The sequence below is a fragment of the Pseudomonas libanensis genome (genome assembly GCF_001439685.1).
GTDB lineage: Bacteria > Pseudomonadota > Gammaproteobacteria > Pseudomonadales > Pseudomonadaceae > Aquipseudomonas > Aquipseudomonas libanensis.
This window is the reverse complement of the sequence record NZ_JYLH01000005.1, coordinates 17,297-44,232: the sequence shown is the minus strand read 5'-3', so window position 1 is coordinate 44,232 and position 26,936 is coordinate 17,297. Positions and strand designations below refer to the sequence as shown.

Below are 26,936 nucleotides of genomic sequence, written 5' to 3'. Positions count from 1 at the left end.
CTCAGTTTCAGCGCAGCAATGTCCTCAACTGCTCGATACCGGCTTCACCCAGCGGGAATACCGGCAGGCGTGGATTACCCACTTCCAGCCCGGTCAACCGCAACCCGGCCTTGATCGTCGCCGGCAACCCACCCTTGAGGATAAATTGCAGCAGCGGCAACTGGCGGTAGAACAGCTCCCGCGCCTGGTTCAGGTCATTGGCCAGCACTGCCTGGTATAAATCCAGGTTGAGTTGGGGGATCAGGTTCGGCGCCGCGGTGCACCAGCCTTTGGCACCGGCGGCGAAAGCCTCCAGGGCCAGCGGGTTGCAACCGTTGTAGAACGGCACGTCACTCTGGAGTTTGAGCTGGTGCATGCGCTGGATATCGCCGGTGCTCTCCTTGACCATGGTCACGTTGTCGACCTGCTTGAGGATGCGCAGGATCAGCTCCACCGACATGTCGGTGCCGCTGGTGGCCGGGTTGTTGTAGAGCATGATCGGTACGCCGATGCTGTCGCCAATCGCGGCGTAGTGGGCGAGGATTTCCGCTTCGCTGAGCTTCCAGTACGAGGCGGGCAGTACCATCACCACATCGGCGCCGTGGGCTTCGGCATAGCGTGCCCGGCGCACGGCCTTGGCGGTGGTCAGGTCGGACACGCTGACAATGGTCGGCACACGCTTGGCGACTTTCTTGATGCTGTAGGCGCTGACTTCGTCCCACTCCGCGTCGCTCAGGTAGGCGCCTTCGCCGGTGCTGCCCAAGGGCGCGATGGCGTGGACGCCGCTGTCGATCAAGCGGTCGATGGAGCGCCCGAGGGCGTCGAGGTCAATACGCTGGCCGTCGGCGCTGAACGGGGTGATGGTATAGCCGATGATGCCGTGAATAGTTGGGTTGGACATGGGCAAACTCCGGTCTAAAAGGGGCAATCAGTTCAGGCAATCGGCATGCTTGCGCAGGTTCTGCCGGGCGTAATAGTTGAACGCGGCGCCGTGGCGCTTGGGCTTGGAGATCCAGTCATGGGCTTCGCGCCCCAACTGCGGCAGGATCGGCTTGACGGTGCCTGCGGCCATCGCCAGTAACTGCAACTTGGCCGCACGTTCGATCAACTGTGCGATGACGCAGGCCTCTTCGATGCTGGCGCCCGTGGACAACTGGCCGTGGTGCGAAAGCAGGATGGCGCGCTTATCGCCCAGGGCCGTGGTGATGATTTCCCCTTCTTCATTACCCACCGGCACGCCGGGCCAGGCTTGCAGGAAGGCGCAGTCTTCGTACAGCGGGCAGAGGTCCATGTGTGACACCTGCAGCGGCACTTCCAGCATCGACAGCGCGGCAATGTGTGTCGGGTGCGTATGGATGATGCAGTTTACATCCGGGCGGCCGCGGTACACCCAGGTATGAAAACGGTTGGCCGGGTTGGGAATGCCATGGCCTTCCAACACTTCAAGGTCTTCGTTGACCAGCAGCAGGTTGCCGGCGGTGATTTCGTCAAAACCCAGGCCCAGCTGCTGGGTGTAGTAGGTGCCAGGGGTGGGCCCGCGCGCGGTGATCTGCCCCGCCAGGCCGGAGTCGTGACCGTGCTCGAACAGGATTCGGCAGGTCAGCGCCAGCTTTTGCCGGTCGGTCCACGTATTATCCGCCAGATTGTTTTGCATCTGGCTCAGGGCTTGCTTGACCAGTTGGTCTTTTGGGAGTGCTAATGTCTTGGCCATATCGGTGTCCTTTGGATGATTCAATGGACGTCGGATTTGCTGCTCGCCCGCTGCTCGCAAGGTCGTTGGGTGAATGCAAATGACACGAATGATGCTATATGACACATTGTGTCATTGGCAAGCATGACTCATCGCTTTCTGCATGGATTAACCGCAGCAAATGTCTATCCGATTGAAATTATTGAGAAAAAAACTTGGCGTGACCCTGGAAGCCCTGGCTGAAAAATCCGGGATGACCAAGAGTTATCTGTCGAAAGTGGAGCGCGGGCTCAACACGCCCTCCATTGCCGCTGCGTTGAAATTGGCCAAGGCATTGAACGTGAAGGTCGAAGAGCTGTTCAGCGAAGACAAGGTCAGCCTCGACAGCTACAGCCTGGTGCGCAGCCACGAACGGCCCGACACCTCGCCGGGTTATGCGGTGCTGGCCCATCAAGTCAGCGAGCGCAGCCTGCTGCCATTCATCATCTACCCACCGGCCCAGTTCAGCGACAAGACTTTCAAGGAGCATTTGGGGGAGGAGTTTCTGTTCGTGCATGAAGGCCGGGTGGAAGTTGATTTCATGAACGAGCGGGTGTTGCTGGAGCGTGGTGACGCTTTGCATTTCAATGCGCAGAAGCCCCACCGCCTTCGTTCGGTGGGAGAGGTGCAGGCGCAGTTGCTGGTGGTGGTGCACAGCGCTGAGGAATGAGGCTGATCCCGACTTGAAATGCAGTCAATGTGGGAGCAGGCAAGCCAGCTCCCACATTTTGCTCAGCGCTCCACAGGGACGGACAATGCCGGATTGCCCAGTGGGTGCGTACGCGCTGTAAAGAACCTCAGTTCCACAGCAGAGCCCTCGAACAACTCCATATACCGGCGCTTCTGCTGACGGATAAACCCATCGCTGCGCCCCGAAACCGAGATCGCCAGGGTGCTGATGCGGGCTTGGCGAATTGCATCCACCAGGTGCTTGTCCTGCGGCCCCAAGTCATGGCCGAAGATGCACAACGCGCCTTCATGGTTCAGCAATTGCTCATAACAGAACGACAGGTAATCCGAACTGCGGATGCTCTTGAGCTTCTCTTGCACCTTGCCTTCACTGACGAACAGCGGCACATCGTCCAGGGTCTTGATCGTGTTGTTGATCGCAAAGCTGCTGAGCAAGGTGCTGTCGGTGGACGGCAGCTTGCGCGCCGTGCCGTCGAGGTTGCGCACCAGGTGCAGGCCGCCGTGCAGGTAGAGAATGCGCGTGGTATCGGTATGGGTATCGCGCAGGTCGAAGCTTGAGTCGGCGCTGCGGAACAGGTCATCAATGCCCGGCGTGTGCAGGATCGCCCAGTAGTTAAGCAAGTCGTAGTTGCTGGTGAAGACGGTGGCGTAGTTGGCCAATTCCGCGTTGATCGTCGTCAGCGTCGACGGTTGCACCAGGCGCCAGGGAATGTGCACGGCATGAATGGTGTTGATCAGCGCTTCCTTGATCGCGTAGTAACGGTTACGCGGCGCGGCCGAACTCACCGCCAGGGCCTTGTTGACCCGACTGGTGGTTTTCAAGGCGCCCAGGGCTTGTTCGAAGCTGCGGGTTTGCAGGGCATCGAATACGCTGAGTTCGGATTGGCTCAGGGGCTTTTCTTCAACGGTGCGAGCGTTTTCGAACAGCGAGTCGTAGGCGAAGTCTTCCCAAATCGTACGACTGGCGCCGTTGCCGATCAGAATCCCGCTGAAGTCGAGGGTAGCGCGCAGGGCGCTCCAGTCTTCAAGGTGGGCGTCAATATCCTGGAAATCCTTCATTGCGGCGGGTCTACTCGAAATCGGCTGGGCGGTGACTTTATCACGAGCCGACGTTGATCCTGATCAAGATGCGCCATGCGGTACAGGTTGATTCTGTGGGCATAAAGCCTCTGAGGATTGACCATGAGCAGCACATTCTTTATCCCCGCCGTCAACATCATGGGCAGCGACTGCCTCGACGAAGCCATGATCGCCATTCGCAATTATGGCTTTCGTAAAGCCTTGATCGTCACCGATGCCGGCCTGGTCAAAGCCGGCATGGCCAGCATGATCGCCGAGAAGCTGGCGATGCAGGATATCGATTCGGCGATCTACGACGGCGCCAGGCCCAACCCCACGGTGGATAATGTCGAGAAAGGCCTGGCACTGCTGCAACAGAGTGCCTGTGACTTCGTGGTGTCCCTGGGCGGCGGCTCGCCCCATGACTGCGCCAAGGGCATCGCGCTGTGCGCCACCAACGGCGGGCGTATCGGCGATTACGAGGGGGTCGACCAATCGAGCAAGCCACAACTGCCATTGGTGGCAATCAACACCACCGCCGGCACCGCCAGCGAGATGACGCGGTTCTGCATCATCACTGACGAAACCCGCCACGTGAAAATGGCCATCGTTGATCGCAACGTCACGCCGCTGCTGTCGGTCAATGACCCGGCGCTGATGGTCGGCATGCCCAAGGGGCTCACCGCTGCCACTGGCATGGATGCGCTGACCCACGCCATCGAAGCCTACGTGTCCACCGCTGCTACGCCGATCACCGACGCCTGCGCCATCAAGGCCATCGAGCTGATCAGCGCCAACCTGCGCCTGGCGGTGCGCGATGGCAGTGACATGGCGGCACGGGAAAACATGGCCTACGCGCAGTTTCTCGCCGGCATGGCCTTCAATAACGCGTCCCTGGGTTTTGTGCATGCCATGGCTCACCAGTTGGGCGGTTTGTACGACTTGCCCCATGGCGTGTGCAACGCGGTGTTATTGCCCCATGTGCAGAGCTTCAATGCCAGTGTCAGTGCCAAACGCCTGAGCGACGTGGCCCATGCCCTTGGCGCGGATATCAGGGGCATCACGGTGGAAGAGGGCGCCCAGGCGGCCATCGCAGCGATTCGCCGCTTGTCCCAGGACGTGGATATTCCCGCTGGCCTGCGCGAACTTGGCGCCAAATTGCAGGATATCCCGCTACTGGCTGCCAATGCGTTGAAGGACGCGTGCGGGCTGACCAACCCACGACGAGCAGATCAGCGGCAGATCGAAGAGATTTTCCGTAGCGCGTTTTGATAGGGGGGCAGCCTTTGGCCGCAAGCGTTAAGCTACACGCTGAACGCGTTTAACTTGAGCAAGCTTGCGGCTTGCCGCTGAGGTCCCCTGATGAGAGTTCTGTTATTCGGCGCCACCGGCATGGTCGGGCAGGGCGTGCTGCGCGAATGCCTGCTTGCGCCTGATGTGCAGGAAGTCGTCGCCGTCGGCCGTACGCCCCTGACCCTGGAACACGGCAAGCTGCACCAGGTGTTGCACAGCGACATGCTGGATTTCCAACCCCTGGAAAACCTGTTGCAAGGCTTTGACGCGTGTTTCTTCTGCCTCGGCGTTTCCTCGGCGGGCATGAACGAAGCACGTTACACCCACCTCACCTATGACCTGACCCTGGTCGCCGCCAGCACCCTGGCGCGGCTTAATCCGCAGATGACGTTTATCTATGTGTCCGGTGCCGGCACGGACAGTTCCGAGGCGGGCAAGTCGATGTGGGCGCGGGTCAAGGGCAAGACCGAGAATGCCTTGCTGCGACTGCCGTTCAAGGCGGTGTACCTGTTCCGTCCGGGGATTATCCAGCCGTTGCATGGTGTGCGTTCGAAAACGCCGTTGTACCAATCTTTCTACAGCGTGCTTGGGCCTGTGCTCTCGTTTGTGCGTCGGGTAAAACCGGCTTGGGTGGTAAGCACCGAGGCCGTAGGCCGGGCGATGTTGCAAGCCGTAAGCCATGGCGCGCCGCAACCGGTGGTGGAGCAGGCCGAGATCAATCGCCTGGCTGTGGAGCGCCATTGAGGTTGCACAAGCGCTCGATCTGATCAGCTCGCAGTTGCCAGCGCCCGGGCGGGTGCGGCGCTGAACTGAATCAACGCCACGCCGCCGATCAACAACACCGCCCCCAGCACCCGCGGCGTATTCAGTTGGCGTTCCACCAGGCCGAACAGGCCAAAATGGTCGAGCAGCAACGACGCAAGAATCTGCCCGGCCATGGCCAGCGCAATAAACCCCGATGCGCCCAGCTTGGGCAGCAGCATCAGCGCCAACGAAATAAAACACACGCCGAACGCACCGCCGGCCCACATCCACAAGGGTGCCTTGCTGATAAAAGCCAGGCTCGGCAGCGGTAAACGCAGCGCCACCATCACCGGCAGCAGCACGATGATGCTTACCAGCAATGACGCCAGGGTGGCCCATAACGGATGCCCGAGCCCGCGCCCGAGGTTGGCGTTGATCGCACTTTGAAACGGCACCACCGCCCCGGCAATCACCGCCAGCGCTAACAAACCCAGCCAATGCAACGTCGTCATTTCAAATCTCCCAGAGGTTTTGCTGGACTCTAGGTTATTCGTCGCGCAAATTTAAATTCCAAATTCTTATGACGAGCATGCAGCTGATGAATGATCTGCGCCGCATCGACCTGAATCTGCTGGTGATCCTCGATGCCTTGCTCAGCGAGCAACATGTCACCCGCGCTGCCGAGCGCCTGCACCTGAGCCAGCCGGCAGTCAGCCATGCGTTGGCGCGCTTGCGCGATATGCTCGGTGACCCGTTGCTGGTGCGCCAGGGTGGCATCTTGGTGCCAACGGCCCGTGCCCTGGAACTGGCGGCGCCATTGGCTGAAGCCCTGGCCCAAGTGCAGGCGTTGTTGGCACCGAATCGGTTTGAGCCTGACTCGGCCAAGCGCCGGTTTCGTGTGGCGATGTCGGACTACAGCGCGGCGATTTTCCTGCCCAGCTTGGTCCGTGTCCTACGCCATGAAGCACCTGGCATTGATCTGCAGATCATCCAGGCCAGCCGTGAAGGTATGGTCGACGGCGTGCTCAATGGGGATCTCGACCTGGCGGCTGGTGTATTCCCCGATATGCCCGCCGAACTGCGTACTACGCTTCTGTTCGAAGAGCATTACACCTGTTTGGTCGACCGCCACAGCCTTGCACCCAGCGGCGTGCTCGACCTGCCGATTTACCTGGGGCGCCCCCATGTGCTGTTGGAGATGCGCGGCAGCGGTACGCCGGAAATCGAACGGGCACTGAGTGCGATACGTGAACGGCGGCATGTGGCGATCAGCCTGCCGCATTGGGGCGTGGCACCGCAGTTGATCGAGGGCACGGACCTGATTTTGACGGTGTCGTCCCGCGGCTTACTGGATATCGATCATGCACGGCTGTTGGCCGTGCCGCCGCCGTTTCATATTCCGTCATTTGCCTTTGAGCTGGCCTGGCATGCGCGGCGGGGTGGGGATTTGGGGTTGCAGTGGTTGATTGGGCGGGTACGGGGTGTATTGTCAGATGGTTACCAATAACCACGGGAAATTTACATGCTCAGCGGCTTCAACCACCTGACCCTGGCAGTGACCGATGTGCCGCGCAGCGTCAGTTTTTATCACGAGCTGCTGCAGCTGAAGCTCGACGCCACTTGGGACAACGGCGCCTACCTCTCATTACCCGGCCTGTGGCTTTGCCTGTCACTGGACCCGATGCGCCCGCCCGTGCCGGCAGCAGACTACACCCACTATGCCTTCACCGCCGATGCTGCTCATTTCGGCGCGCTGGTCGAGCGCCTGCGGGCGGCTGGCGTGCAGGAGTGGCGCGGCAACCGTAGCGAAGGCGCGTCGTTTTATTTCCTCGATCCCGACGGTCACAAACTGGAGGCCCATGTCGGCGACTTGGCCTCGCGCCTGCAAGCCTGTAGCGCCAAGCCTTATGCGGGAATGAAGTTTTACCCGCCGCGCTGAAACATGCAAAATCAATCACCCTCCCACGTCTGTCAGAGCGCCTACCTATGACCCTCTCCTTGCTGCTCGCCGTCCTTGCATCGGGTTTTATCTACGGTATTACCCCAGGCCCGGGTGTCTTGGCTGTGTTCGGCATCGGCGCTGCCCGTGGTCGACGTGCCGGGGCGGGTTTCCTGTGTGGGCATTTGCTCGGCGATGTGGTGTGGTGCAGCACGGCGCTGATCGCCATCGTCGGTGCGCGGGAAGTCGGCAGCAGCGCGTTCGATGTATTGGGCGTACTCAGCGGTGTGTATTTGTTCTGGCTCGGCTGGCGGGCAATCCGCACCCAGCGCCGCAGCAGCGATGCGCCTCAGGGCGCGGCGCGGCACCCGTTCTGGCATGGCATTCTGTTCGGCCTGACCAACCCCAAGGCATACCCGGTTGCCGTGGCGACCTTCACGGCGTTGCTGTCCAGCCGTGCCGAATTGCTGACGTGGTCGATGCTGCCGTCGCTGATTTTCCTGAGCTTTATCGGTGGCCTGTTGGCCTACGCGATTCTGATCGGCGTGGTCGGCGCCCAGCGGGTGCGTACGCTGTACCAGCGTCATGAAATCCTTATCACCCGGCTCTGCGGTGTGATGTTTATCGGCTTCGCCATCAACGCCTTGGCGCATGCGTTACCGGGCTTGTTCGCCAATGAACCGGCCTGACGCATCCATGACCGTTCGTCGCACTGGCAGGTTTTTTCTAAACCTTTGCCGCGCAAAAAATTCGAACTCAGGGCGGGGCGTGTTTTCCCCGCACTTATTTTTGCCCTGGAGGAACCCATCATGAGCCGCATGGCTATCCGGTTACGCACCGCCAGTTTCGCGATGCTGCTGGGCCTCGGCGCCAGCAATGCTTTCGCCCAGTCGCCTGCCGAATTCATCGAGCAGGCTTCGGCCAAAGGGATGGCCGATATCGAAACCAGTCGCATGGCCCACGCCAAGACCTCATCCCAAGAGATCAAGGACTACACCATCGAAGTCATCAACGAACGTACCCTGGCCAACCAGCACTTGGCAGCCATCGCCAAGAAGCTCGACTTGCCGGTAGCACCTCGGGAAAAGATCGTTGATAAAGCCGAAACCCTGATGCCCGAACTCAAGGACGGCGACTCCTTTGACGCGGCCTACACCGCGCAACAGGTCAAGGAAAACGAGGACGCTATCGCTCTGTTCAAAAAAGAAGGCGCCGCGTCGGATGTGCCGGAAATAAAAGCGCTGGTGGATGAGACGCTGCCCAAGCTCGAAGAGCGTCTGCAAAAAGCCCGCGCCTTGGCATCGACCTATGGCAAGGGGCATCAAGGTGATGGCTGAGGTTATTACGTGAAATAAAAAACGGCGATTGGATCACTCCAACCGCCGTTTTTTTTCAGGCCTGGTTCAGGTCAGTCTTGATCTGCGCTGCATCGTCGGCCGTGGCCCCGCAACTGCTGTTCAAACTCACCTTGTCGCTGCTGCCAATGCTGCGGTACTCCTTGCGCAGTTTTTCGAGTTCCTTGCGGTCCAGGCCATCCAGGCTGAGCACGGCATTTTGTGCGTCTTTGGATGCGCGCAACAGTTCATCGATCTTGATATGCAAGATGTCGTTATCCCGGTTCTGCGTGTTCTGGATCAAAAACACCATCAGGAAGGTGATGATGGTGGTCGAGGTGTTGATGATCAGTTGCCAGGTGTCGTTGTAGTGGAAGTACGGCCCGCTCAGACTCCATAGGAGAATCAGTGCGACTGCCGCGTAGAAGGTCCTGGGGCTGCCTGCCCAACGTGACAGGGCTTGGGAGACTGCAGAGAATTTCATGACCGTTTTTCCTCAAAAAGGGTGATGAAAATACTGACCGCGGCCAGCCGCTGAAATTTCTTTTTACAACTTAGCATGTGAACAAAATTGTGGGTTTTTCTTCCAGGTATTTAGGCAGGAACCTACGGCGCCCCAAGGCGGCCAGGGCAAGACTGGGTTTTTATCTGGATATCGCCTCATGGATGCCAATCCCGCCTTTGACCTAGCCACGCTTTATCATCTGACCGAGGACCACTATTTTGCCGCCACCTGCCTGACGCACCGACGCTATTGCGCAGCCATCAACGCCTATTTTATTGACGAGCATGATTTCCCGTGGAATTTGCTGTTCATTCGCCTGGGCAGCGCCCCACTGGGTGAGGAAATGGCTGCGATCCTCGAGCTGATCCGACGCACCCTGATCGAAGTACGCATAGTGATTCATGAGCAAAAGGTCGAGGGCTTGCGCGAAGTGCTAACGGGGCTCGATTTTCACTCTGCTGAGAAGACCACGGCAATGGTCCTCCCATTGTCAGCGCTTACTCCATCAGAGGGCGAGGGCGATGTGCAGGTCCGCCTGACACGGGATTTGAATGAGTGGGCCGTTCCGCTTGGCAATGCGTACGCGATGCTGCCCGAGGTGGTGGCGCATTATCAGGCCCGACACCAGAGGGCCCTGGACGCTGATGAAAGCCTTTATCATTTCACCCTGTCCGCCGAGGGGCAGGTGAGCTGCTCGTTGACCTTGTCCCTATGCAACGGAGAGGCCCGGCTTAATGATGTTGGCACGCTTATTAACTTGCGTGGAAGAGGCTATGCCACGCGTTTGATTCGAGAGGCCCTGTGTCATGCGTCGAGCCTGGGCGCCCAGCGATGCTTTCTCGAGGCATCGGAGGGCGCCGTCCCGCTGTATCGCAAGTTGGGTTTCGAGCGTTTATTCGACTATCGGGCTTTTGTTCGCGTGGCTGTACCAGGCCTGTGATCAGAAAGCCATTTTGATTTGGCCGCGATCTTCGAGGGTCAATAGATACTGTTTGGCCTCAAGCCCTCCGGCAAACCCGGTCAGCCCGCCCGATGCACCCACTACGCGGTGGCACGGCGCGATGATCGAGATCGGATTGCGCCCGTTGGCGGCGCCTACTGCGCGCACGGCCTTCGGGTTGCCGATCTGCTGGGCGATCTGGCTGTAGCTGCGGGTTTCGCCGAACGGAATGGTCAATAGGGCCTGCCAGACTTGCTTTTGAAAGTCGGTGCCGGTGAAGTCCAGCTCCAGCTCGAACCGGTTGCGCGTTCCAGCAAAGTACTCCCTCAATTGGCGCTCGGTTTCCAGTAGCACCGGATTGTCGTTGGCTTCGATCAATTCACCCAGGCGCACGCGGTTGGCGCGCTCGACTTCCCACAGGATGGCACTGAGCCTGTCATTGCGCGTCACCAGGGTCAGTTCACCGACGGGGGAAGGCATGAGCTTGTATTGGTAAGTCACGAGCAGGCTCCTCGAAAGGGCGTTAATGGGGATAACGCTACTGTAATGCCAGCCGCCGACGAGGAAACTGCGTTTCTTGCGGTCAAATTCTTTGTCAGTCTAGAAATTCCAATAAATCCAACTGGAATAGTACGGGTACCAGTAGAGCCAGGTGATCCTATAAAGCGCCATGGGTACTGATGCATAACCAATCATTACAGAGGAAATCACATTGAGCACGGTCATGACCAGCGCGAAAAACGTCACGCGTCGGCTGGCATGGCGCAAGGCGAACCTTACGCCGTAAACCGATGCTGCAATCGATCCGACTATCAGGAACCAGCCAAGGGGAAATGGCAGCCTTAAAAACGAGACCAGCAGCGGCACCACCACCACCCAGCCGACCACCTGGCGCAGGATAGGTTTTTCAAGCATGAAGTGCTCCGGATCTCTGAATCGACGAGCTGACATCATCACGATGTGTATTCGTCACCACCGTAAGATTTTACTTAGATGTAATCACCGATTCTGCTGCAATACCTTGAGCGCTGCCGATGCCAGGAACCCCGAGCGGCTTTTTTCTTCCGGATGATTCAACACATATTCATCGATGCGATTCAACAGGTACCCCGGCAGTGTGATGTTGAGTTTTTGCGCCTTGCCCAGGTACTTGGTGACATCGATGTCCACCACTGCCCACGTGCAGCCGGCGTACTGTGGGTTGGCGGCATGCAGGGTGACTTTCTGGGCGCTGGGAATCGGCGCGCCATCCTCTGCCAGGATCTCGAAGTGCCCTTCGATGGCTTCGCGGGCCATGGCCATGGCGTCGTCCAGGTCATCGCCGGCGGAGTAGCAACCTGGAATATCCGGGACCTCCACGCCCCACGCGTGGTCCTTGTCACCGGTTGAAATTGCGATGGGGTAAAGCATGTGTGTTGCCCTCCAGGGACGGTTAACTCAACAGAGCCTGTTTCAAGATGCTCTTGGCGGTCTTATCCAGCAGGTCCTTTTTTGGATGAGGGATCGTTACCAACCCTGGCTTCGTCGGGTGCTTGAAATGGTGATGACTGCCCCTGATGCGTACAAGATACCAACCGTCTGCAACGATATGACCGATCAAATATCGACTGTCCACATCACCTCCTTGTGGTGTGTGTTGGTGGTGACTATAACCACTGAAAAAAAATAATCAACACGCTACCTACCAGCGGTAGCTGTGCGGTTTTTCAGTAGGCCTTGAATGAAGTGTATGGGCGCGCAGAAAAGGCGCTGTGGAGAGGTATTGCAAGGATTTTCAGGGGCTAGCGGGTATGTAGTGACTGCTCGAGTACGCCAAGAAATGCATCCGCCAACACACTTCTTGCTGATGCCGGGGTCAGTACCAGCAACTGCGCACACGCATCCACTTCCTGCATTGGCCTATAGGTCACGCCCCTGTTCATCAAACTCTGCGTACAGTCCGGCACCAGCGCCACGCCTTGCCCGGCCGCCACCAGGGCGATGATCGAAGTGATCTGCCGCCCGGTCGGGCCAGGCCGCAGCGGATGGCCGTGGTGGCGGTAAAGTCGTTCGATGGATTGGTTCAAGCCAGACCCATAGTCAGCGGGAAACAGAATCAGCGGGTAAGCGCTCAGTTGCGCCAGGCTGACCGTCGCCTGGCTCGCCAACGGGCTGTCGCTGGAGACCGCTGCCACCAGCCGTTCTTCACCCAATGACAATACCTGGACATCAGTGCTTTTTGGCAGCAGCCGGCTCAAGCCAATATCCAGGCGCCCATCCGCCACCTGCGCGCCCAGGCTGCCGGAGGCGCACTCCACCAAGGTCAGTTGCACATCGGGAAAGCGCTGGGCGAAGGCCTGGATGGCGCGGCTGAACAGGTCTGACAGAGCGATTGAGCTGACATAGCCCAATGTCAGCTGACCCGCCGTGCCGGCAGCCAATTTACCGGCGATCACCTGCGCCAACTCCACCTGTTCCAACACGCTCCTGGCGTAGGGCAGGAAGGCACGTCCCTGGGCGGTGAGAGTGACCGTGCGGCTGGTGCGATCAAACAGCTTGAACCCCAATTCGGCTTCCAGGGCGGAAATCTGCCGGGTCAGCGGCGGCTGGGCCAGGTGCAGGCGAAGTGCTGCGCGGCCGAAGTGCAGCTCTTCGGCGACCGTCAGAAAGTAACGCAGCTTGCGTAGGTCGAGCATCCTGGTCCTTGGGTATCAATCGGTCGGAATTCGGTATTGGTTAAGAGTTACCCGGCATTCTATAAAGACCTCACAAAATAAAACGAGAGGTTTCATGAAACCACGCCTGCATTGTGCCCGCCTTGCCCTGTTCCTGTGTGGCTGCGCGGCGTTTCTCAATCTCTACGCCACCCAGGGCATCCTGCAGGTGTTCGCCGCGCAATTTCATATCGGCGCCAAGACCGCGGGATGGAGTATTACCGTGACCACACTGGCCGTGGCGATGACTGCGCCGTTTGTCAGCCGCCTGACCCGGCACTTCGAACAGCGCACTGTGATCTCGACTGCGGCGTTGCTGCTGGCCGGGCCGGTGCTGATGACGGCCTATGCTGACAGCTTCGCGCAAGTGCTGGTGTGGCGATTTATCGAGGGCATGTTGATCCCGTTTGTGTTTGCCTCCAGCGTGGCCTACATCGGCGATCGCTGGCGCGGCGGCACGGTGACCGAAGTCACCAGCCTTTACGTGGCGGGCACCGTGTTGGGAGGGCTTGGCGGGCGCTTCATCACTGGGGTGGTGACCGAATATGTGGGCTGGCGTGAAGCATTTGAGTGGCTGGCGGTGCTGAGCTTGATGGTGGGCGGTTTTATTCAGTTCCTGCTGCCGGCCAACCGCCCGCGGGTGCAGCAAGTCCAGGCGGCTTCGTCAGGCGTTTGGCGCAGGCCTTTGCTGGCCGCTTACGCCGTAGGCTTTTGCGTATTGTTCTCGCAAGTCGCTACTTTTACATACGCAGGTTTATACCTTGGCTTACCGCCATTCAACCTCGGGCCTGCCGCTTTGGGGGCGCTGTACATGGTGTTTCTATTGGCATTGATCGTGATCCCCATCGCTGGCCGACTCAGCAAAGCCCGCCCGCACGTCGAATTGCTGAGCGTTGCCGCCATCTTGGGCGTCTGTGGTTCGGCCCTGACCCTGGTGCCTTCCCTCTGGTGCATTGTGGTGGGCCTGGCACTCAGTTCTACCGGCGTGTTCCTCGCCCAAGCCACTGCCAATGCCTTCACCACCGCCACCGCTGGCGCCGACAAGGCAGGGGCGGTGGGGGTCTATCTCACCTGTTATTACCTGGGGGGGAGCTGCGGCGCTATCGTCCCGGCACTGATCTGGGAGCGCTGGGGCTGGGCCGGTTGCGTGGGGCTGATCATTGGTTTCCAGGTACTGACCCTGTTGATCGCGTCGGCCGGCTGGAAGCCCCTTAAACCTGAGCTGATCCGCGTACCATGACCCATAAAAAAACCGGCCACCAAGGGCCGGTTCTTATGCATTCGCGCCAGAACCATCCCGACGCAAGCGCAAAATCTGAGTGGAGCGGGTAGAGGGAATCGAACCCTCAACTAAAGCTTGGGAAGCTTTCGTTTTGCCACTAAACTATACCCGCTCAGAGCGGCTGACTTTGTACCAGATGTCCGCCAGGATTTGAAGTTTTTCTTCGAAAAATGTGCGGGTTGCGTGTGGCGAGGGCGCTTGCTCCCGCTGGAGTGCGAAGCGCTGCTGACAGACAGTGGATCTGCTTCGCACCCCAAGCCGCTCCCGTCAGCCTTCATTTCAGATGGCAAACGCCTGCTGGGCGTGACCCTGCTGATACCGCAACCTGCTCACCTGCCGCTCCGGTTTCAAGAAGCCCACCACCGCCTCACGGCTGTCCCGACACGCCGCTTTATGCTCCATATCCAGGAAATGCCCCGTCGCCTGGATGGTGCTGAAGCTGCTCTTGGCCACATGCTGGCCAAACAGCTTGGCATCTTCGGCGCTGGTGTATTCGTCCCATTCACCGTTCAGGAACAGCACCGGAATGTCGATCTGCCTGGCCGCCTTGATGTAGCACAGCCGGTCGCTGTTGAGCACGTGGCTGATGTGGAAGTGCATCTGCCCATATTCGTGCTCGGCCAGGCTGCTGACGTGGCGGTAGTTGAAGCGTTTGAACAGCGACGGCAGGTGTTTGCCGATGGTGCTGTTGACCAATTGGCCGACGCGGTCACGGTCGAGGTTGCCGAGATAGTCGACGCCGCGTTCGAGGTAGTCACGCATGGGGGCGTTGATCACTGGCGAGAATGAGCTGATCACGGCTTTCTCTACGCGGCGAGGCCGGTGCGCGAGGGCGACCAGAGTGGCAGCGCCGCCCCAGGAGAAAGACAGTACGTGCTCGGCGGCGAAATGGTCGAGCAGTTCCAAGAGGATCTGGCCTTCGACTTCCTTGGTCAGCATCTGCTCATGACGATTATGGATTTTTGAGCGGCCAGCGTAGGGCTGGTCGTACAAAACCACATTGAATTGCGGGTACAGGCTTTTCACGGTTTGAGCGAAGGACGCCGTGGTCGCCATGGAGCCATTGACCAGGACGATGGTCTTTTCAGCTGCGTCCGCGCGATAGAACTCCGTATACACCCGATACTGCCCCTGTATATCCAGCACAGCGATTTCTGGCCTCATGTCGTAAGACTCCTGGCAAGCGGGTAGTGCGCGCAGATCACTCTGCACGAGCTTTGTGACAGGTAGGCATACGCCTGGAAAATGAGGGCCCCTGTCGGTCCGATGACGGCTGGCCGACGGGTATTGCTAGGGTGGGCTGTTTGCCGGAAAGGCCCGTCGATCAAGGGCGGGCCAGGCAAGATATTTCTTGGAGGTTATAGGGTGACTCGCCAGTCATAAAACTGGTTGATGCCCTGATTCAAGCAGTACAGTTGGCACGTCGCAAGGTTAAAGACTGGTTTTTTGCCATCACCGGCTGAACGGTCGTCAGACTTGTCGGATTTCTTCGTCAGTCAGTGGCCGATATTGGCCCGGCGCCAGCGCCGCATCCAGCACCAAAGGCCCCATTCGCTCACGATGCAGGCCGATCACCTTGTTATCAAAATACCCGAACATGCGCTTCACCTGATGGTAGCGCCCTTCGATGATGCTCAACCGCGCCGTTCTTGAGCTCAATAGTTCAAGCTCGGCGGGTTGGGTGGTGAGGTCTTCGAAGGCGAAGTACACACCTGTGGCAAACGTCGCCGCGTATTCCGGGCCGATGTCCTGCTCGGTTTGCACGTAGTAAACCTTGGGCAACTTGGTTTGTGGTTGCGTCAGGCGCCGCGACCACTGGCCGTCGTTGGTTATCAGCATCAGGCCGGTGGTATTGAAGTCCAGGCGGCCGGCGATATGCAGTTCGGCTTTGTCCGGTTCATCCAGCAAGTCCAGGACCGTGGGGTGTTGTGGGTCCGAAGTGGCGCTGACGCAACCCTGGGGTTTGTGCAGCATGAAATAGCGCGCCGGTTTGCCCGGCTGCAGTACGGCGTCATCAACACAGACCAGGCTGAATTCACGCACGTCATGATGGGGATCGCTGACCGCCACGCCATCGACGGTCACCCGTCGCTCCGCAAGCAGCAGGCGCACTTGCTGGCGATTGAACTGCGGCAGGTTGCTGAGGAAACGGTCAACGCGCATTGCGCTGACGCAACTGGGCGTCCACCTGGGCACAGCGCGGGCATAAGCAGGCTTGATTGCGCACTTCATCAGGCAAGGCTTCAAGTACCGCCGGGTCGATGGTGATGCTGTAGCACCAGCAGGCTTGGTCGGCGGTACGCGGGTCGGCCAGGGTGCAGTCGTTGCGGGCACCGCAGGCGGGGCAGAGGGTTGGCGTGGTCATCGGTCGGTTCAGGCAGAAAACGGGCAGGGTCGCGCAAGTTCTTGCACGATACAGGGCTGCTCAGTCGCGTTCCATCTCCACGCTCTAAAGGCCAGTATTCAGTTCGTCTGAAACAGATGTTTCTACTTGTGTCGCCAACGCACCAGATTCTGTTTTTGATGTCAGATATTTCGTCATTCAGTGAAAGCTGAATGCCGCTTCCCAGCGTCGCTGGAGGAGCTCTTCCGCGGTCCAGGAGGCCGCCATGTATCGACGACTGCTACTTATCGCTTTGCTCGGCCTGACCCTCTCAGCTTGTGTGCCCTACTATGATGGAGGCACCACCTACTATCGCTCCGAAGTCTATACGGCGCCGGCGCCAGCCTATTACTACGGCGGCCCGCGTTACTCCCCGTATGGGCGTAGTTACTACGCTCCAGCGCCTCGCTACTATGCGCCACCGCCTCGTTATTATTCCGCGCCGCGTTACTACCAGCCCGCGCCGCGTTATTACCCGAGTGCCGGTTACAGGCCCTATCAGGACCAGGGGTGGGGCAATCGCTGGGGCAACGGCGGGCATGGCCGAGGTTCCGACCATGGCGGTGGTCGCGGTGGTCATCGTTAAATATCTTGAAAAACAAGCGGCGCATCATGCGCCGTTTTTTATAGGTACCGTATGTCCGTACTGTCAGATTTAACAGCTACCTTTGAAGCGCTAGCTGTATTTCACTAGCGAAAAGCCTTGTGCTTTTCCAGAGTGAGACTGAGCAGATGGAATACATGTTCAAACAACTGATATGCATGTTCCTGTTGATGAACTGCGTGATTGCATCGGCGAGAGCGGAGCAAGGCTGTCCTTATCCGTCGACGGTCACCTACGTCAACGGCCATTATCGCGTCGAGGACAACGGCCTGCGGTGGCAAAGCCCGAAGGTCAAGTATCGGGGCCTTATCGACGGTTTCAGCGGCGCTGTCTTTATACCGGGGGAGGGCGAAGATAGGGAGCACGGCTACATGGACAAATGCATCTACCGTACCAGTTGGAACGGAGTTGTCGCGTTGAGGCCAGACAGCGGCAATGCAGTGATCAATATGTCGTTGACCAGTACCGTATATTGGGAGCTGCGGCCCGGTGTGCTCAAACTGCCGGTGTATACCTGCACGGACAGCCAACCGGACAACTGTGCCTTCAACGTCAACGACAGGAGCACTGACCTGTCAGTAGTCAGATAAATCCGCCAGGGGGCTCCTACCTTCCCATACCTTGTTGAAATGTGCCTGCACCACCGTTTCCGGAAGCGTGTTGATATCCGGCCAGTGCCAATGGGGCGTCTGGTCTTTATCGATCAAGCGCGCCCGAACCCCTTCGGCGAATTCCGGATGACGGCAGCAATTGAGGCTCATGGTGTACTCCATCTGAAACACCTGGGCCAGGGACAGGTGCCGGGCGCGTTGGATCTGTTCCCACACCAGGTAAGCCGTGAGTGGGCAACCTTCGCTGAGGGTCTTGCCGGCGCGCGCTAATAGCGGGTCGCTGTGATCACGCAGCAGACTCAAGGCACGCCAGGCGCAGCGTACATCCCCCACATCCAGCCACTCGTCGATCTGCCCGCGGCGTGGCAGCCACTGCGCTTCGGGTTGCTGGCTCACCGCTTCCTGGGCCAGGGCCTTGAGCAAGCTGTTGAGCTGCATGGCGGTCTGTTCCTGCCAGTTCAGTTGCAGCAGGCCATTGAGCAATTCGTCCTGTTGGTCGTCGCGCAGGAAGCGGTCGGCCAGGCCCAGGTCCAGCGCATCACGACCGTTCATATGGGCACCGGTGAGGCCCAGGAATAAACCGAGCTTGCCCGGCAGGCGTGACAGAAACCAGCTGGCACCCACGTCCGGGTACAAGCCGATGCTGATCTCGGGCATGGCCAGGCGGCTGCTGGGTGTGACGATACGCACGCTGGCGCTTTGCAACAGGCCCATGCCGCCGCCCAGCACATAGCCGTGGCCCCAGCAAATCAGCGGCTTGGGGTAGGTGTGCAGGCGGTAATCGAGGCGATATTCGGCAGCAAAAAACTGCGCAGCCAGGGCCGGGACTTCGCCGGGTTGTTCACGGCATTCCTGGGCCAGGCTGCGCACCTCGCCACCGGCGCAAAAGGCTTTGGGCCCATTGCCGCGCAACAACACGCAGACGACTTGCGGGTCTTTGGCCCAGGCATCCAGGCGGTCGCCCAGCGCGAGGATCATCGGCAGGGACAGGGCGTTGAGGGTCTTTTCCGCGTCCAGGCTGGCGATGCCAATGCGGGCACCGCCACTGCCGGTCAGTTCTTCGAAGTGCAGGTTCATCGTGACCTCAGTCGAGAAGGTGAAGGATGAGTATGATCCCTTCGTGGGAAAGCGCCGGTGGTGTGTCAGATCAATTGACAAGCGGGGGCGGCTTTCCTAGGGTTCGCCTCATTCTTTTTTACAAGACAATTCAACTATGACCGATGGCGACCGTATCAAACTCGAACCCAGCTGGAAACACGCCCTGCGCGATGAGTTCGAGAAGCCCTACATGGCCCAGTTACGCGAGTTCCTGCGCCAGGAACATGCTGCCGGCAAAGAGATCTACCCACCTGGCCCGCTGATTTTCAACGCCCTCAACTCCACCCCCCTGGACAAGGTCAAGGTGGTGATCCTCGGCCAAGACCCCTACCACGGGCCCGGCCAGGCCCACGGCCTGTGCTTCTCGGTACAACCTGGCGTGCCGGCGCCGCCATCTCTGGTCAATATCTATAAAGAACTCAAGCGCGACCTGAACATCGACATCCCCAACCACGGCTACCTGCAAAGCTGGGCCGACCAGGGTGTGTTGATGCTCAACACCACCATGACTGTAGAGCGCGCCAATGCCAATGCCCACGCGGGCAAGGGCTGGCAGTTCTTTACCGATCGGATTATTGAGGTGGCCAGTGAGCATCAGCCCCATCTGGTGTTCCTGCTGTGGGGCGCCCATGCCCAGAGCAAGCAGAAGCTGATCGACGCCACCAAACATCTGGTGCTGACCTCGGTGCATCCGTCGCCGTTGTCGGCTTACCGCGGGTTTATTGGGTGTGGGCATTTCAGCCGGACCAACAAATTTCTGGAGCAGAATGGCGAGATGCCGATAGAGTGGCGTTTGCCGCCGCTCTAACGCCAAGCAAATTCAAAGTGTGGGAGGGGGCTTGCTCCCTCCCACATTTGAACCGCATTGAGGGCTTAGATTGTTTCCGGCTGACGGTTCCAGTGCCTGAATAACGGCTCCGCCAAAAACAGCACAAATAACAAACGCATGACTTGCATTGCCGTCACCAACGGCACCGATAATTGCAGGGTTTGCGCCGTCAGACTCATTTCGGCAATGCCACCGGGCATCATGCCCAACGTCAGTGAACGCAGGTCCAGGTGCGTCAGCGCACTCAAGCCCACCGCCGCCAACGTGGCGAGCGCCATGGTCAAGGCCGTGCCGATCAAGGTGCGCCCCATGAACGACGGGGCCCGTCGGAAGAACTGGCGATTGAAGTGGCAACCCAAACCACTGCCGATCAGCCATTGTCCAATCTGGCTACCACCATCGGGCAAGCCGATGTGCAGATCCCAGGTCACGCTGGCGACGGCACTCACCAGCAATGGCCCGAACAGCCAAGGATTGGGTTGGCGCAGACGCTGCCAGCCCCAGGCCACCAGCGCACCTACCGGAAACAGCAGGGCCAGCCAAGCCCAGTCGACCGGCGCTGGATGAAACTGCGGTGCACCGCCGCCCAGCAAATACTTGAAGATCGCCGGCACGCACAGCACCACCACCAGCACGCGCAAGCTCTGTCCCGCCGCGACCCGGCTGAGTACCGCACCATTGCGTGCGCCGAGGTTGACCATCTCGCCGGAGCCGCCCGGCATGCTCGAGAAAAACGCCGTAGCGCGGTCTTCACCGCTGCGGCGCATCAACCAAACGCCGACTACGCTCGACAAGCTCGTAACCAAGGCACCAAAGAAAATCAGGCCGAAGTGGCTCATCACCTGTTCGATCACCACCGGGGTGAAGTGCAGGCCGATGCCGATGCCCACCACCCATTGCCCGCATTTGCGTCCGCCGGGAATCTCCGCCAATTGCCAGGGCGTGAGGCAGCGCACCAGGATGATCGCCAGCAACGAACCGACCATATACGGCAACGGCCAGCCGACGAGGCTGGCCAGGTAACCGCCGGCCAGGCCGACCAGCGGTGTTCCCCACCAATATTTAAAGCTGACCTCAGGCATCGGCTACGGCACGACGCTGCAAGGAGCGCTTGCGCCAGATACGCAGCAACGGTACGAGCAGCATGATGGCGGTCATTACCCACACACCGAAGGTGATCGGGCTTGACCACAGGATCTCCAGCGCGCCATTGGAAATCGACAGCGCACGACGCAGGTTCTGTTCCATCAGGCCCCCAAGGATAAAGCCCAGCAGCAACGGCGAAAGCGGGAAATCCAGCTTGCGCAGGATGTAGCCGAAAATGCCGATGGCGATCATCAGGAACAGGTCGAAGGTGGTGGCATGTACGGCGTACACACCAATCGCAGTGATAATGGCGATTACCGGCACCAGCGCCCAGTTCGGCACGGCAAGGATGCGCGTGAAGATACGGATCATCGGGATGTTGAGGACCACCAGCATGATGTTGGCGATAAACAACGAGGCGATCAGGCCCCAGACGATATCGGGTTGCTGTTGGAACAGCAGCGGGCCAGGGGTGATGTTGTACAGTGACAGCGCGCCGATCATCACGGCCGTGGTCCCCGAACCCGGAACGCCGAGGGTCAGCATCGGCACCATGGCGCCGCAGACCGAAGCGCCGATGGCGGTTTCAGGTGCTGCCAGGCCGCGCATGTCGCCTTGGCCGAACTTGCCGCTGGCGCCGGCGATACGTTTCTCGGTCATGTAGGCCACGGCCGAGGCCATGGTCGCGCCAGCACCTGGCAAAACACCGATGATAAAGCCCGACACCCCGCAACGCAGGTTTACGGTCAACACCGACAAGGCTTCCTTGACGTTGAACATCATGCGCCCGGTGGCTTTCACCGCTTCCTGGCCACGGTGGGTTTTTTCCAGGAGCAGCAGGATCTCACTGATGGAGAACAGGCCCAGCACCAACACCACGAACTGGATGCCGTCGGTCAGGTGGATATTGTCGCCGGTAAAGCGATACACACCGCTGTTGGCATCGATGCCCACGCAGGCCAGGAACAGGCCGATCAACGCCGAGACGAAGGTTTTCAGCGGCTTGTCGCCGGCCATGCCGCCCAGGCAGACAATCGCGAATACCATCAACACGAAGTATTCCGCCGGCCCAAAGGCAATTGCCCATTTGGCCAGCAGCGGGGCGAACAGCACCATGCCGCAGGTGGCGATAAACGCACCGATGAACGAGCTCCAGGCAGACAGTGACAACGCCACGCCGGCCATGCCTTTGCGGGCCATCGGATAGCCGTCCAGCGTAGTCATCACGGTGGAGGCTTCGCCCGGTATGTTAAGCAGGATCGAGCTGATCCGGCCGCCGTATTCGCAACCCAGGTACACCGCTGCCAACAGGATCAGCGCTGATTCGGGCGGCAGGCCCAGGGCAAACGCGATGGGGATCAACAGTGCCACGCCGTTGATCGGGCCCAGGCCTGGCAGCAGGCCGACCACGGTGCCGATCAGGGTGCCGCACAGTGCAGTCACCAGGTTGTAGGGACTCAGCGCGACGCCGAAACCCTGGCCCAAATAGCCAAAAGTATCCATATCAGTTCTCCAGAACGTCGAGCAGACCGAGGGGCAGTGGCACGTCCATGGTTTTATCGAACAGCAGATAAAGACCGATGCTCATCAAGGTGATGATGACCACGCTGGGCAACCAGCGGCCGCCGTACAGCCGTGCCATCGGAATACCGATCAGCATGCTGCTGAGAATGAAACCCAGGGATTCGAAAGTGCCGGCAAACACCAGCAGCAAGGCTACGCAAATCCCGATCTTGACCAGGGTCGGGCGGTCCAGCGCCGGCTCATCGTCGGTGTGCTTGGTCGGTTGCGGACGAATCAGCATGTAGATCAGCGCCAGGCCCATCAGCCCGATCAGCAGCAGGGGGAAGGCTCGAGGCCCTACCGGTTCGTAGGAAAAGGCCGCCTGATACGGCCAGGCCATGAGTGCCAGGCCGATACAGGCCAGTAACATCGCGGCAGCGAAAATGCGTTGAAAGAGCATGGAGAACTCCTGGGCCACGCCTTCGATGCACAAAGGCATGGCCGCGCGAACAGGGGGCGATTACTGGATCAGGCCGAACTCTTTGGCCAGCACTTTGTAGTCGGCCACCTGTTTCTTCACGTAGGTGTCCAGCTCCTGGCCGGTCATGGCAAACGGGAACAGCTCGCGCTGGTCACGCAGCTTGGCGAAGTCCTCGGAGGCCAGCAGTTTGTCGAACGCATCTTTCCACCAGGCATAGTCGGCATCGCTGACTTTTGGCCCAAGGTAGAAACCGCGCACCACCGGCCAGACGATGTCGTAGCCTTGCTCCTTGGCCGTCGGGATGTCTTTCATTTCCGGTTCGTCCAGGCGCTTTTCAGCGAACACGGCCAGCAAGCGCATATCGCCGCTCTGGATGTGTGGCATGGAGTCGGAGATGTCGGTACTGCCCACCTGGATATGGCCGCCCAGCAGCGCCGTGGCGATTTCGCCGCCACCTTCGAGCGCCACGTAACGCAGGTCACGCGGGTTGATGCCGGCCGCCTTGGCGATCAGTGCTGTTTGCATCCAGTCCTGGCTGCCGACGGTACCGCCGGAACCAATCACGACCTTGCTCGGGTCTTTCTTCAACGCCTGGACCAGGTCGTCGAGGGTTTTGTAGGGCGAGTCGCTTTTCACCGCGATGGCACCGTAGCTGGTGCCCACCGCCGCCAGCCAGCGCACGTTGGTTTCATCGAAACGGCCGAACTTGCCTTGGGCCAGGTTCAATAGCGAGCCGCTGGACCAGGCTACCAGGGTGCCGGCGTCTGCAGGCCGTTGGGCGACTACGGCGTTGTAGGCCACCGCGCCCACGCCGCCGGGCATGTAGGTCACGCGCATCGGCTTGCTCAGCAGCTTTTGGTTCACCAGCGCGCTTTGCGCCAGTTTGCAGGTCAGGTCAAAACCACCGCCAGGGGAGGCCGGGGCGATGCATTCGGGACGCTTGGGTTCGTCAGCGGCCAGCAGTTGGCCGGCGAACAGCATGCAGCCGGCGGCGAGGGCAACTCTACGTAGTGAAGATGTCATGGGATTTCTCCGTTATTGTTCTTATTTTTTGACGAAAACGCTTCGAGGCGTTTTTCGGATGCTACGGATCAGGTAGCTCGGCAGGCATAGACCACCGTGGCTGGATGCTAAAGGGCGAAGCTTTCACTAACCTTTCAATGGCCTTTCAATGTTTTCGGGCTTCACAGGGCAGGTGGCGCCTGTAAACTCGCCGGCCAGCGGGTCGATAAAAAGTCGCGCCGATCACCCCTCATGAGGTAGAAATCCATGCGTGTCCTCCTGGTTGAAGACCATTTGCAACTCGCCGAAAGTGTCGCCCAGGCGCTCAAGAGCATGGGTTTGACGGTCGACGTGCTGCACGATGGCGTGGCCGCGGACCTGGCCTTGGGCAGCGAGGAGTACGCGGCGGTAATCCTCGATGTGGGGCTGCCGCGCATGGATGGTTTCGAGGTGCTGGCGCGCCTGCGGGCCCGTGGCAAAAACCTGCCGGTGCTGATGCTGACGGCGCGCAGCGATGTGAAAGATCGCGTGCACGGCCTGAACCTGGGTGCCGACGACTACCTCGCCAAGCCGTTTGAGCTGACGGAGCTGGAAGCACGGGTCAAGGCGCTGCTGCGGCGCAGCGTGCTGGGCGGGGAGCGCCAGCAGGCGTGCGGGGTGCTGGTGTATGACCTCGACACCCGGCGCTTCACGGTTGGGGGCGAGCTGATGACCTTGACCTCCCGCGAGCAAGCTGTGCTCGAAGCCCTTATCGCCCGGCCGGGCCGCGTGATGAGCAAGGAACAGTTGGCCTCCCAGGTATTCGGCCTCGATGAGGAAGCCAGCCCCGACGCCATCGAAATCTACGTGCACCGCCTGCGCAAGAAACTCGACGGCCAGCCCATCGCCATCGTGACGTTCCGCGGCCTTGGCTACTTGTTGGAAGCCCGCGATGCATAAGCCCAGCAGCCTGCGCTGGCGCCTGCTGTGCAACCTGGCGCTGCTGCTGGTGTTGTTGATGTTCGCCAGCGGTATGAGTGCCTACTGGAATGGCCGCGAAGCCGCCGACACCGCCTATGACCGCACCTTGCTGGCCTCGGCGCGCACCATTGCCGCCGGCTTGACCCAGGTCGACGGCACCCTTAGCGCGAATGTGCCATACGTGGCCTTGGACACCTTCGCCTATGACAGCGCAGGGCGTATTTATTACCAGGTCAATGACATCGACCAGAAGCTGATTTCCGGCTACGAAAACTTGCCCGGCCCGCCCCCCGGCACGCCGCGCACCGACGATTACCCGGCCCTGGCGCGCTTCTACGATGCCAAGTATCAAGGCCAGCCTGTACGGGTGGTGAGCCTTCTTAAGGCCGTCTCCGAACCGAATATGAATGGCATGGCGGAAATCCGCGTCGCTGAAACTGACGAAGCACGGGTCGCCATGGCCCGCAGCTTGATGGCCGACACGCTGTTGCGCCTGGGCATGCTCGCCATCGGTGCACTGTTGCTGGTGTGGTTCGCCGTGAGCGCGGCATTGCGCCCGTTGGAACGCCTGCGCTCGGCGGTGGAAGAGCGCCAGCCCGATGACCTGCGGCCGCTGCCATTGGTGGAAGTCCAGGATGAATTCGGCCCGTTGGTGCGTTCCCTCAACCACTTTACCGAACGCCTGCGCGGGCAGTTCGAGCGCCAGGCGCAGTTTATTGCCGATGCAGCCCATGAACTGCGCACGCCGCTGGCGGCGCTCAAGGCCCGGCTGGAGCTGGGCCTGCGCGCCGAAGAGCCAGCCACCTGGCGCAGCACCCTGGAAAGCGCCGCCCAAGGCACCGACCGCCTGACGCACCTGGCTAACCAGTTGTTGTCCCTGGCCCGCATTGAAAACGGTGCCCGGGCCATTGCCGAGGGCGGTGCGCAATTGCTCGACCTCAGCCAGCTGGCCCGTGAGCTGGGCATGGCCATGGCGCCACTGGCCCATGCGCGGGGAGTGGCTTTGGCGCTGGAGGCGGACGAGCCCATATGGCTGCGCGGCGAACCGACGCTGTTGAACGAGTTACTGAGCAACCTGGTGGATAACGCCCTGGCCCACACACCACCTGGCGGCAATGTGATTCTGCGGGTGACGGCACCGGCGGTGTTGGAGGTCGAAGATGATGGCCCGGGCATCCCGCTGGATGAGCGGGACCGGGTATTCGAGCGTTTTTACCGACGCAGCCAGCAGGGCATGGGGTCGGGCTTGGGACTGGCGATTGTCGGGGAGATCTGCCGCGCGCACCTGGCGCGGATCAGCCTGCATGATGGTGAGTTGGCTGGGCTGAAAGTCCGCGTGAGTTTTATTGCGGGTTGATCAGTAAAACATTGAGCGCGCTTCATCCAGTTCGGCGCGTGACTTTTCGCTGTAGAGATCAACCTGCAGCTTTTGCATCGCCGGCACGCTGGTAATGTCGACTTTCGCCAGCGGATGGTCGGTGTTGTGGTGGCAGTAGAGTACGGCGATCTGCACCAGATCGACGTAGTCGAGCCTGGCAGAGTCGCGTTCCAGGTTCAGGTACTGCCCTGGCAGTTTTGCCAGCATTTCCGGAAAGTCCCAGCCGCCCAACAGTTTGTCGCCCAGTAACGGGTGAATGCTCTCGATGACGTGGTTGAGGCTGACCGGGTCCGAGAGCAGTTCGTAATGGTCTTCGGCATAGGTGAGGATCGGTAGCACGCCGATCTGGTGCACCAAACCACCGAGGGCCGCCTGGTCCGCCTTGAGGTGGCTATGCCGGCGGCACAAGGCATAGCTGACGCCGGCTACTTCCAGGCTGCGACACCACACATCACGCATTTTCTGTGCAACCACTTCGGAGCGGGCGTGAAAGATCTGCTCCATCACCAGGCCGATAGCCAGGTTGCTGCTGTAGTTGGTGCCGAGCCGCGTGATGGCGGTGTGCAGGTCGGTGACTTCCTGACTGGCCCTTAACAGCGGGCTATTGACCACCTTGATCAGGCGCGCCGACAAGGCGGTGTCGCGACTGATCACCTTGCTCAAGTGGCTGATGCTGATCTCCGGGTCTTCGGCGGCCTGGCGAATCCTCAGGGCTACCTCCGGCAGTGTCGGCAGAACCAGGTCATCGTTGTCGATGGCCATCACCAACGCCTGTTGGACTTTTTCCGCCAGCTTGTTCATTCATGCTCTCTAG

Annotated in this window: 33 protein-coding genes and 1 tRNA gene; 14 read left to right on the top strand and 20 right to left on the bottom strand. The window is 59.9% G+C overall.

All coding sequences use genetic code 11. The annotated features are described in order from the left end of the window. Positions 1-7 precede the first annotated feature (7 nt). Positions 8-880, bottom strand: coding sequence for a dihydrodipicolinate synthase family protein (locus TU73_RS09505; RefSeq protein WP_057011972.1), 873 nt, complete (start codon positions 878-880; stop codon positions 8-10). A gap of 27 nt (positions 881-907) precedes the next feature. Further along, positions 908-1,690 carry an aldolase gene (locus TU73_RS09500; protein WP_057011971.1) on the bottom strand — a complete coding sequence of 261 codons (783 nt, stop codon included), beginning with the start codon at positions 1,688-1,690 and terminating at the stop codon, positions 908-910. A gap of 160 nt (positions 1,691-1,850) precedes the next feature. On the opposite strand from TU73_RS09500, the gene TU73_RS09495 reads away from it, so the two are divergent. Beyond that, positions 1,851-2,378: a helix-turn-helix domain-containing protein gene (locus tag TU73_RS09495; protein WP_057011970.1), complete on the top strand. Its 528-nt coding sequence runs from the start codon at positions 1,851-1,853 to the stop codon at positions 2,376-2,378. 62 nt (positions 2,379-2,440) lie between these two features. Here TU73_RS09495 and TU73_RS09490 read toward each other — a convergent pair whose 3' ends face one another. Beyond that, positions 2,441-3,457, bottom strand: a complete 1,017-nt coding sequence (locus tag TU73_RS09490; protein WP_057011969.1) for a DUF4917 family protein — start codon at positions 3,455-3,457, stop codon at positions 2,441-2,443. Positions 3,458-3,580: 123 nt separating this feature from the next. On the opposite strand from TU73_RS09490, the gene yiaY reads away from it, so the two are divergent. Together yiaY and TU73_RS09480 are read left to right on the top strand one after the other, a co-directional pair. Beyond that, complete coding sequence (gene yiaY, locus TU73_RS09485; protein WP_057011968.1) at positions 3,581-4,729, top strand: L-threonine dehydrogenase; 1,149 nt, start codon at positions 3,581-3,583, stop codon at positions 4,727-4,729. Positions 4,730-4,819: 90 nt separating this feature from the next. Beyond that, positions 4,820-5,494 carry an NAD(P)H-binding protein gene (locus tag TU73_RS09480; RefSeq protein WP_057011967.1) on the top strand — a complete coding sequence of 225 codons (675 nt, stop codon included), beginning with the start codon at positions 4,820-4,822 and terminating at the stop codon, positions 5,492-5,494. A gap of 23 nt (positions 5,495-5,517) precedes the next feature. On the opposite strand, the gene TU73_RS09475 is transcribed toward TU73_RS09480, so the two are convergent. Continuing rightward, complete coding sequence (locus tag TU73_RS09475; protein WP_057011966.1) at positions 5,518-6,006, bottom strand: DMT family transporter; 489 nt, start codon at positions 6,004-6,006, stop codon at positions 5,518-5,520. A gap of 77 nt (positions 6,007-6,083) precedes the next feature. On the opposite strand from TU73_RS09475, the gene TU73_RS09470 reads away from it, so the two are divergent. The 4 genes from TU73_RS09470 to TU73_RS09455 all read left to right on the top strand — a co-directional run bounded on the left by TU73_RS09470 (position 6,084) and on the right by TU73_RS09455 (position 8,770). Then, positions 6,084-7,001: a LysR substrate-binding domain-containing protein gene (locus tag TU73_RS09470; RefSeq protein WP_414860417.1), complete on the top strand. Its 918-nt coding sequence runs from the start codon at positions 6,084-6,086 to the stop codon at positions 6,999-7,001. A gap of 15 nt (positions 7,002-7,016) precedes the next feature. Further along, positions 7,017-7,433 carry a fosfomycin resistance glutathione transferase gene (gene fos, locus TU73_RS09465; RefSeq protein ID WP_057011964.1) on the top strand — a complete coding sequence of 139 codons (417 nt, stop codon included), beginning with the start codon at positions 7,017-7,019 and terminating at the stop codon, positions 7,431-7,433. Positions 7,434-7,480: 47 nt separating this feature from the next. Beyond that, positions 7,481-8,122, top strand: a complete 642-nt coding sequence (locus TU73_RS09460) for a LysE family translocator (protein ID WP_057011963.1) — start codon at positions 7,481-7,483, stop codon at positions 8,120-8,122. A 120-nt stretch (positions 8,123-8,242) separates the two neighbouring features. Continuing rightward, positions 8,243-8,770 (top strand): DUF4142 domain-containing protein, encoded by a 528-nt coding sequence (locus TU73_RS09455; RefSeq protein ID WP_005785958.1) that lies wholly within the window; start codon positions 8,243-8,245, stop codon positions 8,768-8,770. 55 nt (positions 8,771-8,825) lie between these two features. Here TU73_RS09455 and TU73_RS09450 read toward each other — a convergent pair whose 3' ends face one another. Further along, entirely contained in the window at positions 8,826-9,251 is a 426-nt protein-coding gene (locus TU73_RS09450) for a low affinity iron permease family protein (RefSeq protein WP_057011962.1), read from the bottom strand. A 178-nt stretch (positions 9,252-9,429) separates the two neighbouring features. Between TU73_RS09450 and TU73_RS09445 the strand changes: the two genes are divergently transcribed. Next, on the top strand, positions 9,430-10,212 hold the full coding sequence (locus TU73_RS09445; protein WP_057011961.1) for a GNAT family N-acetyltransferase: 783 nt from the start codon (positions 9,430-9,432) through the stop codon (positions 10,210-10,212). On the opposite strand, the gene TU73_RS09440 is transcribed toward TU73_RS09445, so the two are convergent. From TU73_RS09440 to TU73_RS09420, 5 genes are all read right to left on the bottom strand, one after another. Then, positions 10,213-10,713 (bottom strand): methylated-DNA--[protein]-cysteine S-methyltransferase, encoded by a 501-nt coding sequence (locus TU73_RS09440; protein WP_057011960.1) that lies wholly within the window; start codon positions 10,711-10,713, stop codon positions 10,213-10,215. 99 nt (positions 10,714-10,812) lie between these two features. Next, positions 10,813-11,127 (bottom strand): hypothetical protein, encoded by a 315-nt coding sequence (locus tag TU73_RS09435; protein ID WP_057011959.1) that lies wholly within the window; start codon positions 11,125-11,127, stop codon positions 10,813-10,815. A gap of 84 nt (positions 11,128-11,211) precedes the next feature. Then, a complete protein-coding gene (locus tag TU73_RS09430) occupies positions 11,212-11,622 on the bottom strand; it encodes a type II toxin-antitoxin system HicB family antitoxin (RefSeq protein ID WP_057011958.1) in 411 nt (136 codons plus the stop codon). Between the two features lie 22 nt (positions 11,623-11,644). Next, the gene (locus TU73_RS28190; RefSeq protein WP_003189411.1) at positions 11,645-11,827 is read right to left on the bottom strand and encodes a type II toxin-antitoxin system HicA family toxin; all 183 of its coding nucleotides are present in this window, start codon (positions 11,825-11,827) and stop codon (positions 11,645-11,647) included. Between the two features lie 166 nt (positions 11,828-11,993). After that, positions 11,994-12,887, bottom strand: a complete 894-nt coding sequence (locus TU73_RS09420) for a LysR family transcriptional regulator (RefSeq protein ID WP_057011956.1) — start codon at positions 12,885-12,887, stop codon at positions 11,994-11,996. Between the two features lie 94 nt (positions 12,888-12,981). On the opposite strand from TU73_RS09420, the gene TU73_RS09415 reads away from it, so the two are divergent. Then, positions 12,982-14,145, top strand: coding sequence for an MFS transporter (locus TU73_RS09415; protein ID WP_057011955.1), 1,164 nt, complete (start codon positions 12,982-12,984; stop codon positions 14,143-14,145). A gap of 80 nt (positions 14,146-14,225) precedes the next feature. Here the strand turns inward: TU73_RS09415 and TU73_RS09410 are convergent. From TU73_RS09410 to TU73_RS09395, 4 genes are all read right to left on the bottom strand, one after another. Further along, positions 14,226-14,299, bottom strand: a tRNA-Gly gene (locus tag TU73_RS09410). A gap of 167 nt (positions 14,300-14,466) precedes the next feature. Further along, positions 14,467-15,351, bottom strand: coding sequence for an alpha/beta fold hydrolase (locus tag TU73_RS09405; RefSeq protein ID WP_057011954.1), 885 nt, complete (start codon positions 15,349-15,351; stop codon positions 14,467-14,469). Positions 15,352-15,657: 306 nt separating this feature from the next. Next, on the bottom strand, positions 15,658-16,350 hold the full coding sequence (locus TU73_RS09400; RefSeq protein ID WP_057011953.1) for a 16S rRNA pseudouridine(516) synthase: 693 nt from the start codon (positions 16,348-16,350) through the stop codon (positions 15,658-15,660). Beyond that, positions 16,340-16,552 (bottom strand): cysteine-rich CWC family protein, encoded by a 213-nt coding sequence (locus tag TU73_RS09395; RefSeq protein WP_057011952.1) that lies wholly within the window; start codon positions 16,550-16,552, stop codon positions 16,340-16,342. The genes TU73_RS09400 and TU73_RS09395 overlap by 11 nt, the downstream gene beginning before the upstream one ends. 244 nt (positions 16,553-16,796) lie before the next feature. On the opposite strand from TU73_RS09395, the gene TU73_RS09390 reads away from it, so the two are divergent. Continuing rightward, positions 16,797-17,156 (top strand): hypothetical protein, encoded by a 360-nt coding sequence (locus tag TU73_RS09390; protein WP_057011951.1) that lies wholly within the window; start codon positions 16,797-16,799, stop codon positions 17,154-17,156. A gap of 155 nt (positions 17,157-17,311) precedes the next feature. After that, on the top strand, positions 17,312-17,764 hold the full coding sequence (locus TU73_RS09385) for a DUF3757 domain-containing protein (RefSeq protein WP_057012194.1): 453 nt from the start codon (positions 17,312-17,314) through the stop codon (positions 17,762-17,764). Here the strand turns inward: TU73_RS09385 and TU73_RS09380 are convergent. Beyond that, on the bottom strand, positions 17,750-18,862 hold the full coding sequence (locus TU73_RS09380; RefSeq protein WP_057011950.1) for an enoyl-CoA hydratase/isomerase family protein: 1,113 nt from the start codon (positions 18,860-18,862) through the stop codon (positions 17,750-17,752). The two genes, TU73_RS09385 and TU73_RS09380, sit on opposite strands and share 15 nt — an antisense overlap. A gap of 136 nt (positions 18,863-18,998) precedes the next feature. Here TU73_RS09380 and ung point away from each other — a divergent pair, with 136 nt between their 5' ends. Then, complete coding sequence (ung, locus tag TU73_RS09375) at positions 18,999-19,691, top strand: uracil-DNA glycosylase (protein ID WP_057011949.1); 693 nt, start codon at positions 18,999-19,001, stop codon at positions 19,689-19,691. A gap of 65 nt (positions 19,692-19,756) precedes the next feature. On the opposite strand, the gene TU73_RS09370 is transcribed toward ung, so the two are convergent. From TU73_RS09370 to TU73_RS09355, 4 genes are read right to left on the bottom strand one after another with little or no spacing between them, the layout of a single operon-like run. Continuing rightward, the gene (locus TU73_RS09370; RefSeq protein WP_057011948.1) at positions 19,757-20,794 is read right to left on the bottom strand and encodes an AbrB family transcriptional regulator; all 1,038 of its coding nucleotides are present in this window, start codon (positions 20,792-20,794) and stop codon (positions 19,757-19,759) included. Next, a complete protein-coding gene (locus TU73_RS09365) occupies positions 20,787-22,301 on the bottom strand; it encodes a tripartite tricarboxylate transporter permease (RefSeq protein ID WP_043046378.1) in 1,515 nt (504 codons plus the stop codon). The genes TU73_RS09370 and TU73_RS09365 overlap by 8 nt, the downstream gene beginning before the upstream one ends. A 1-nt stretch (position 22,302) precedes the next feature. Further along, complete coding sequence (locus TU73_RS09360) at positions 22,303-22,761, bottom strand: tripartite tricarboxylate transporter TctB family protein (RefSeq protein WP_057011947.1); 459 nt, start codon at positions 22,759-22,761, stop codon at positions 22,303-22,305. A 60-nt stretch (positions 22,762-22,821) separates the two neighbouring features. Continuing rightward, the gene (locus TU73_RS09355; RefSeq protein WP_057011946.1) at positions 22,822-23,805 is read right to left on the bottom strand and encodes a Bug family tripartite tricarboxylate transporter substrate binding protein; all 984 of its coding nucleotides are present in this window, start codon (positions 23,803-23,805) and stop codon (positions 22,822-22,824) included. Between the two features lie 246 nt (positions 23,806-24,051). Between TU73_RS09355 and TU73_RS09350 the strand changes: the two genes are divergently transcribed. Beyond that, a complete protein-coding gene (locus TU73_RS09350; protein WP_057011945.1) occupies positions 24,052-24,723 on the top strand; it encodes a response regulator in 672 nt (223 codons plus the stop codon). Then, positions 24,716-26,101, top strand: a complete 1,386-nt coding sequence (locus TU73_RS09345; RefSeq protein WP_057011944.1) for a sensor histidine kinase — start codon at positions 24,716-24,718, stop codon at positions 26,099-26,101. The genes TU73_RS09350 and TU73_RS09345 overlap by 8 nt, the downstream gene beginning before the upstream one ends. Here the strand turns inward: TU73_RS09345 and TU73_RS09340 are convergent, their stop codons facing one another. Continuing rightward, positions 26,102-26,923, bottom strand: a complete 822-nt coding sequence (locus TU73_RS09340) for an HDOD domain-containing protein (RefSeq protein ID WP_057011943.1) — start codon at positions 26,921-26,923, stop codon at positions 26,102-26,104. Positions 26,924-26,936 lie beyond the last annotated feature (13 nt).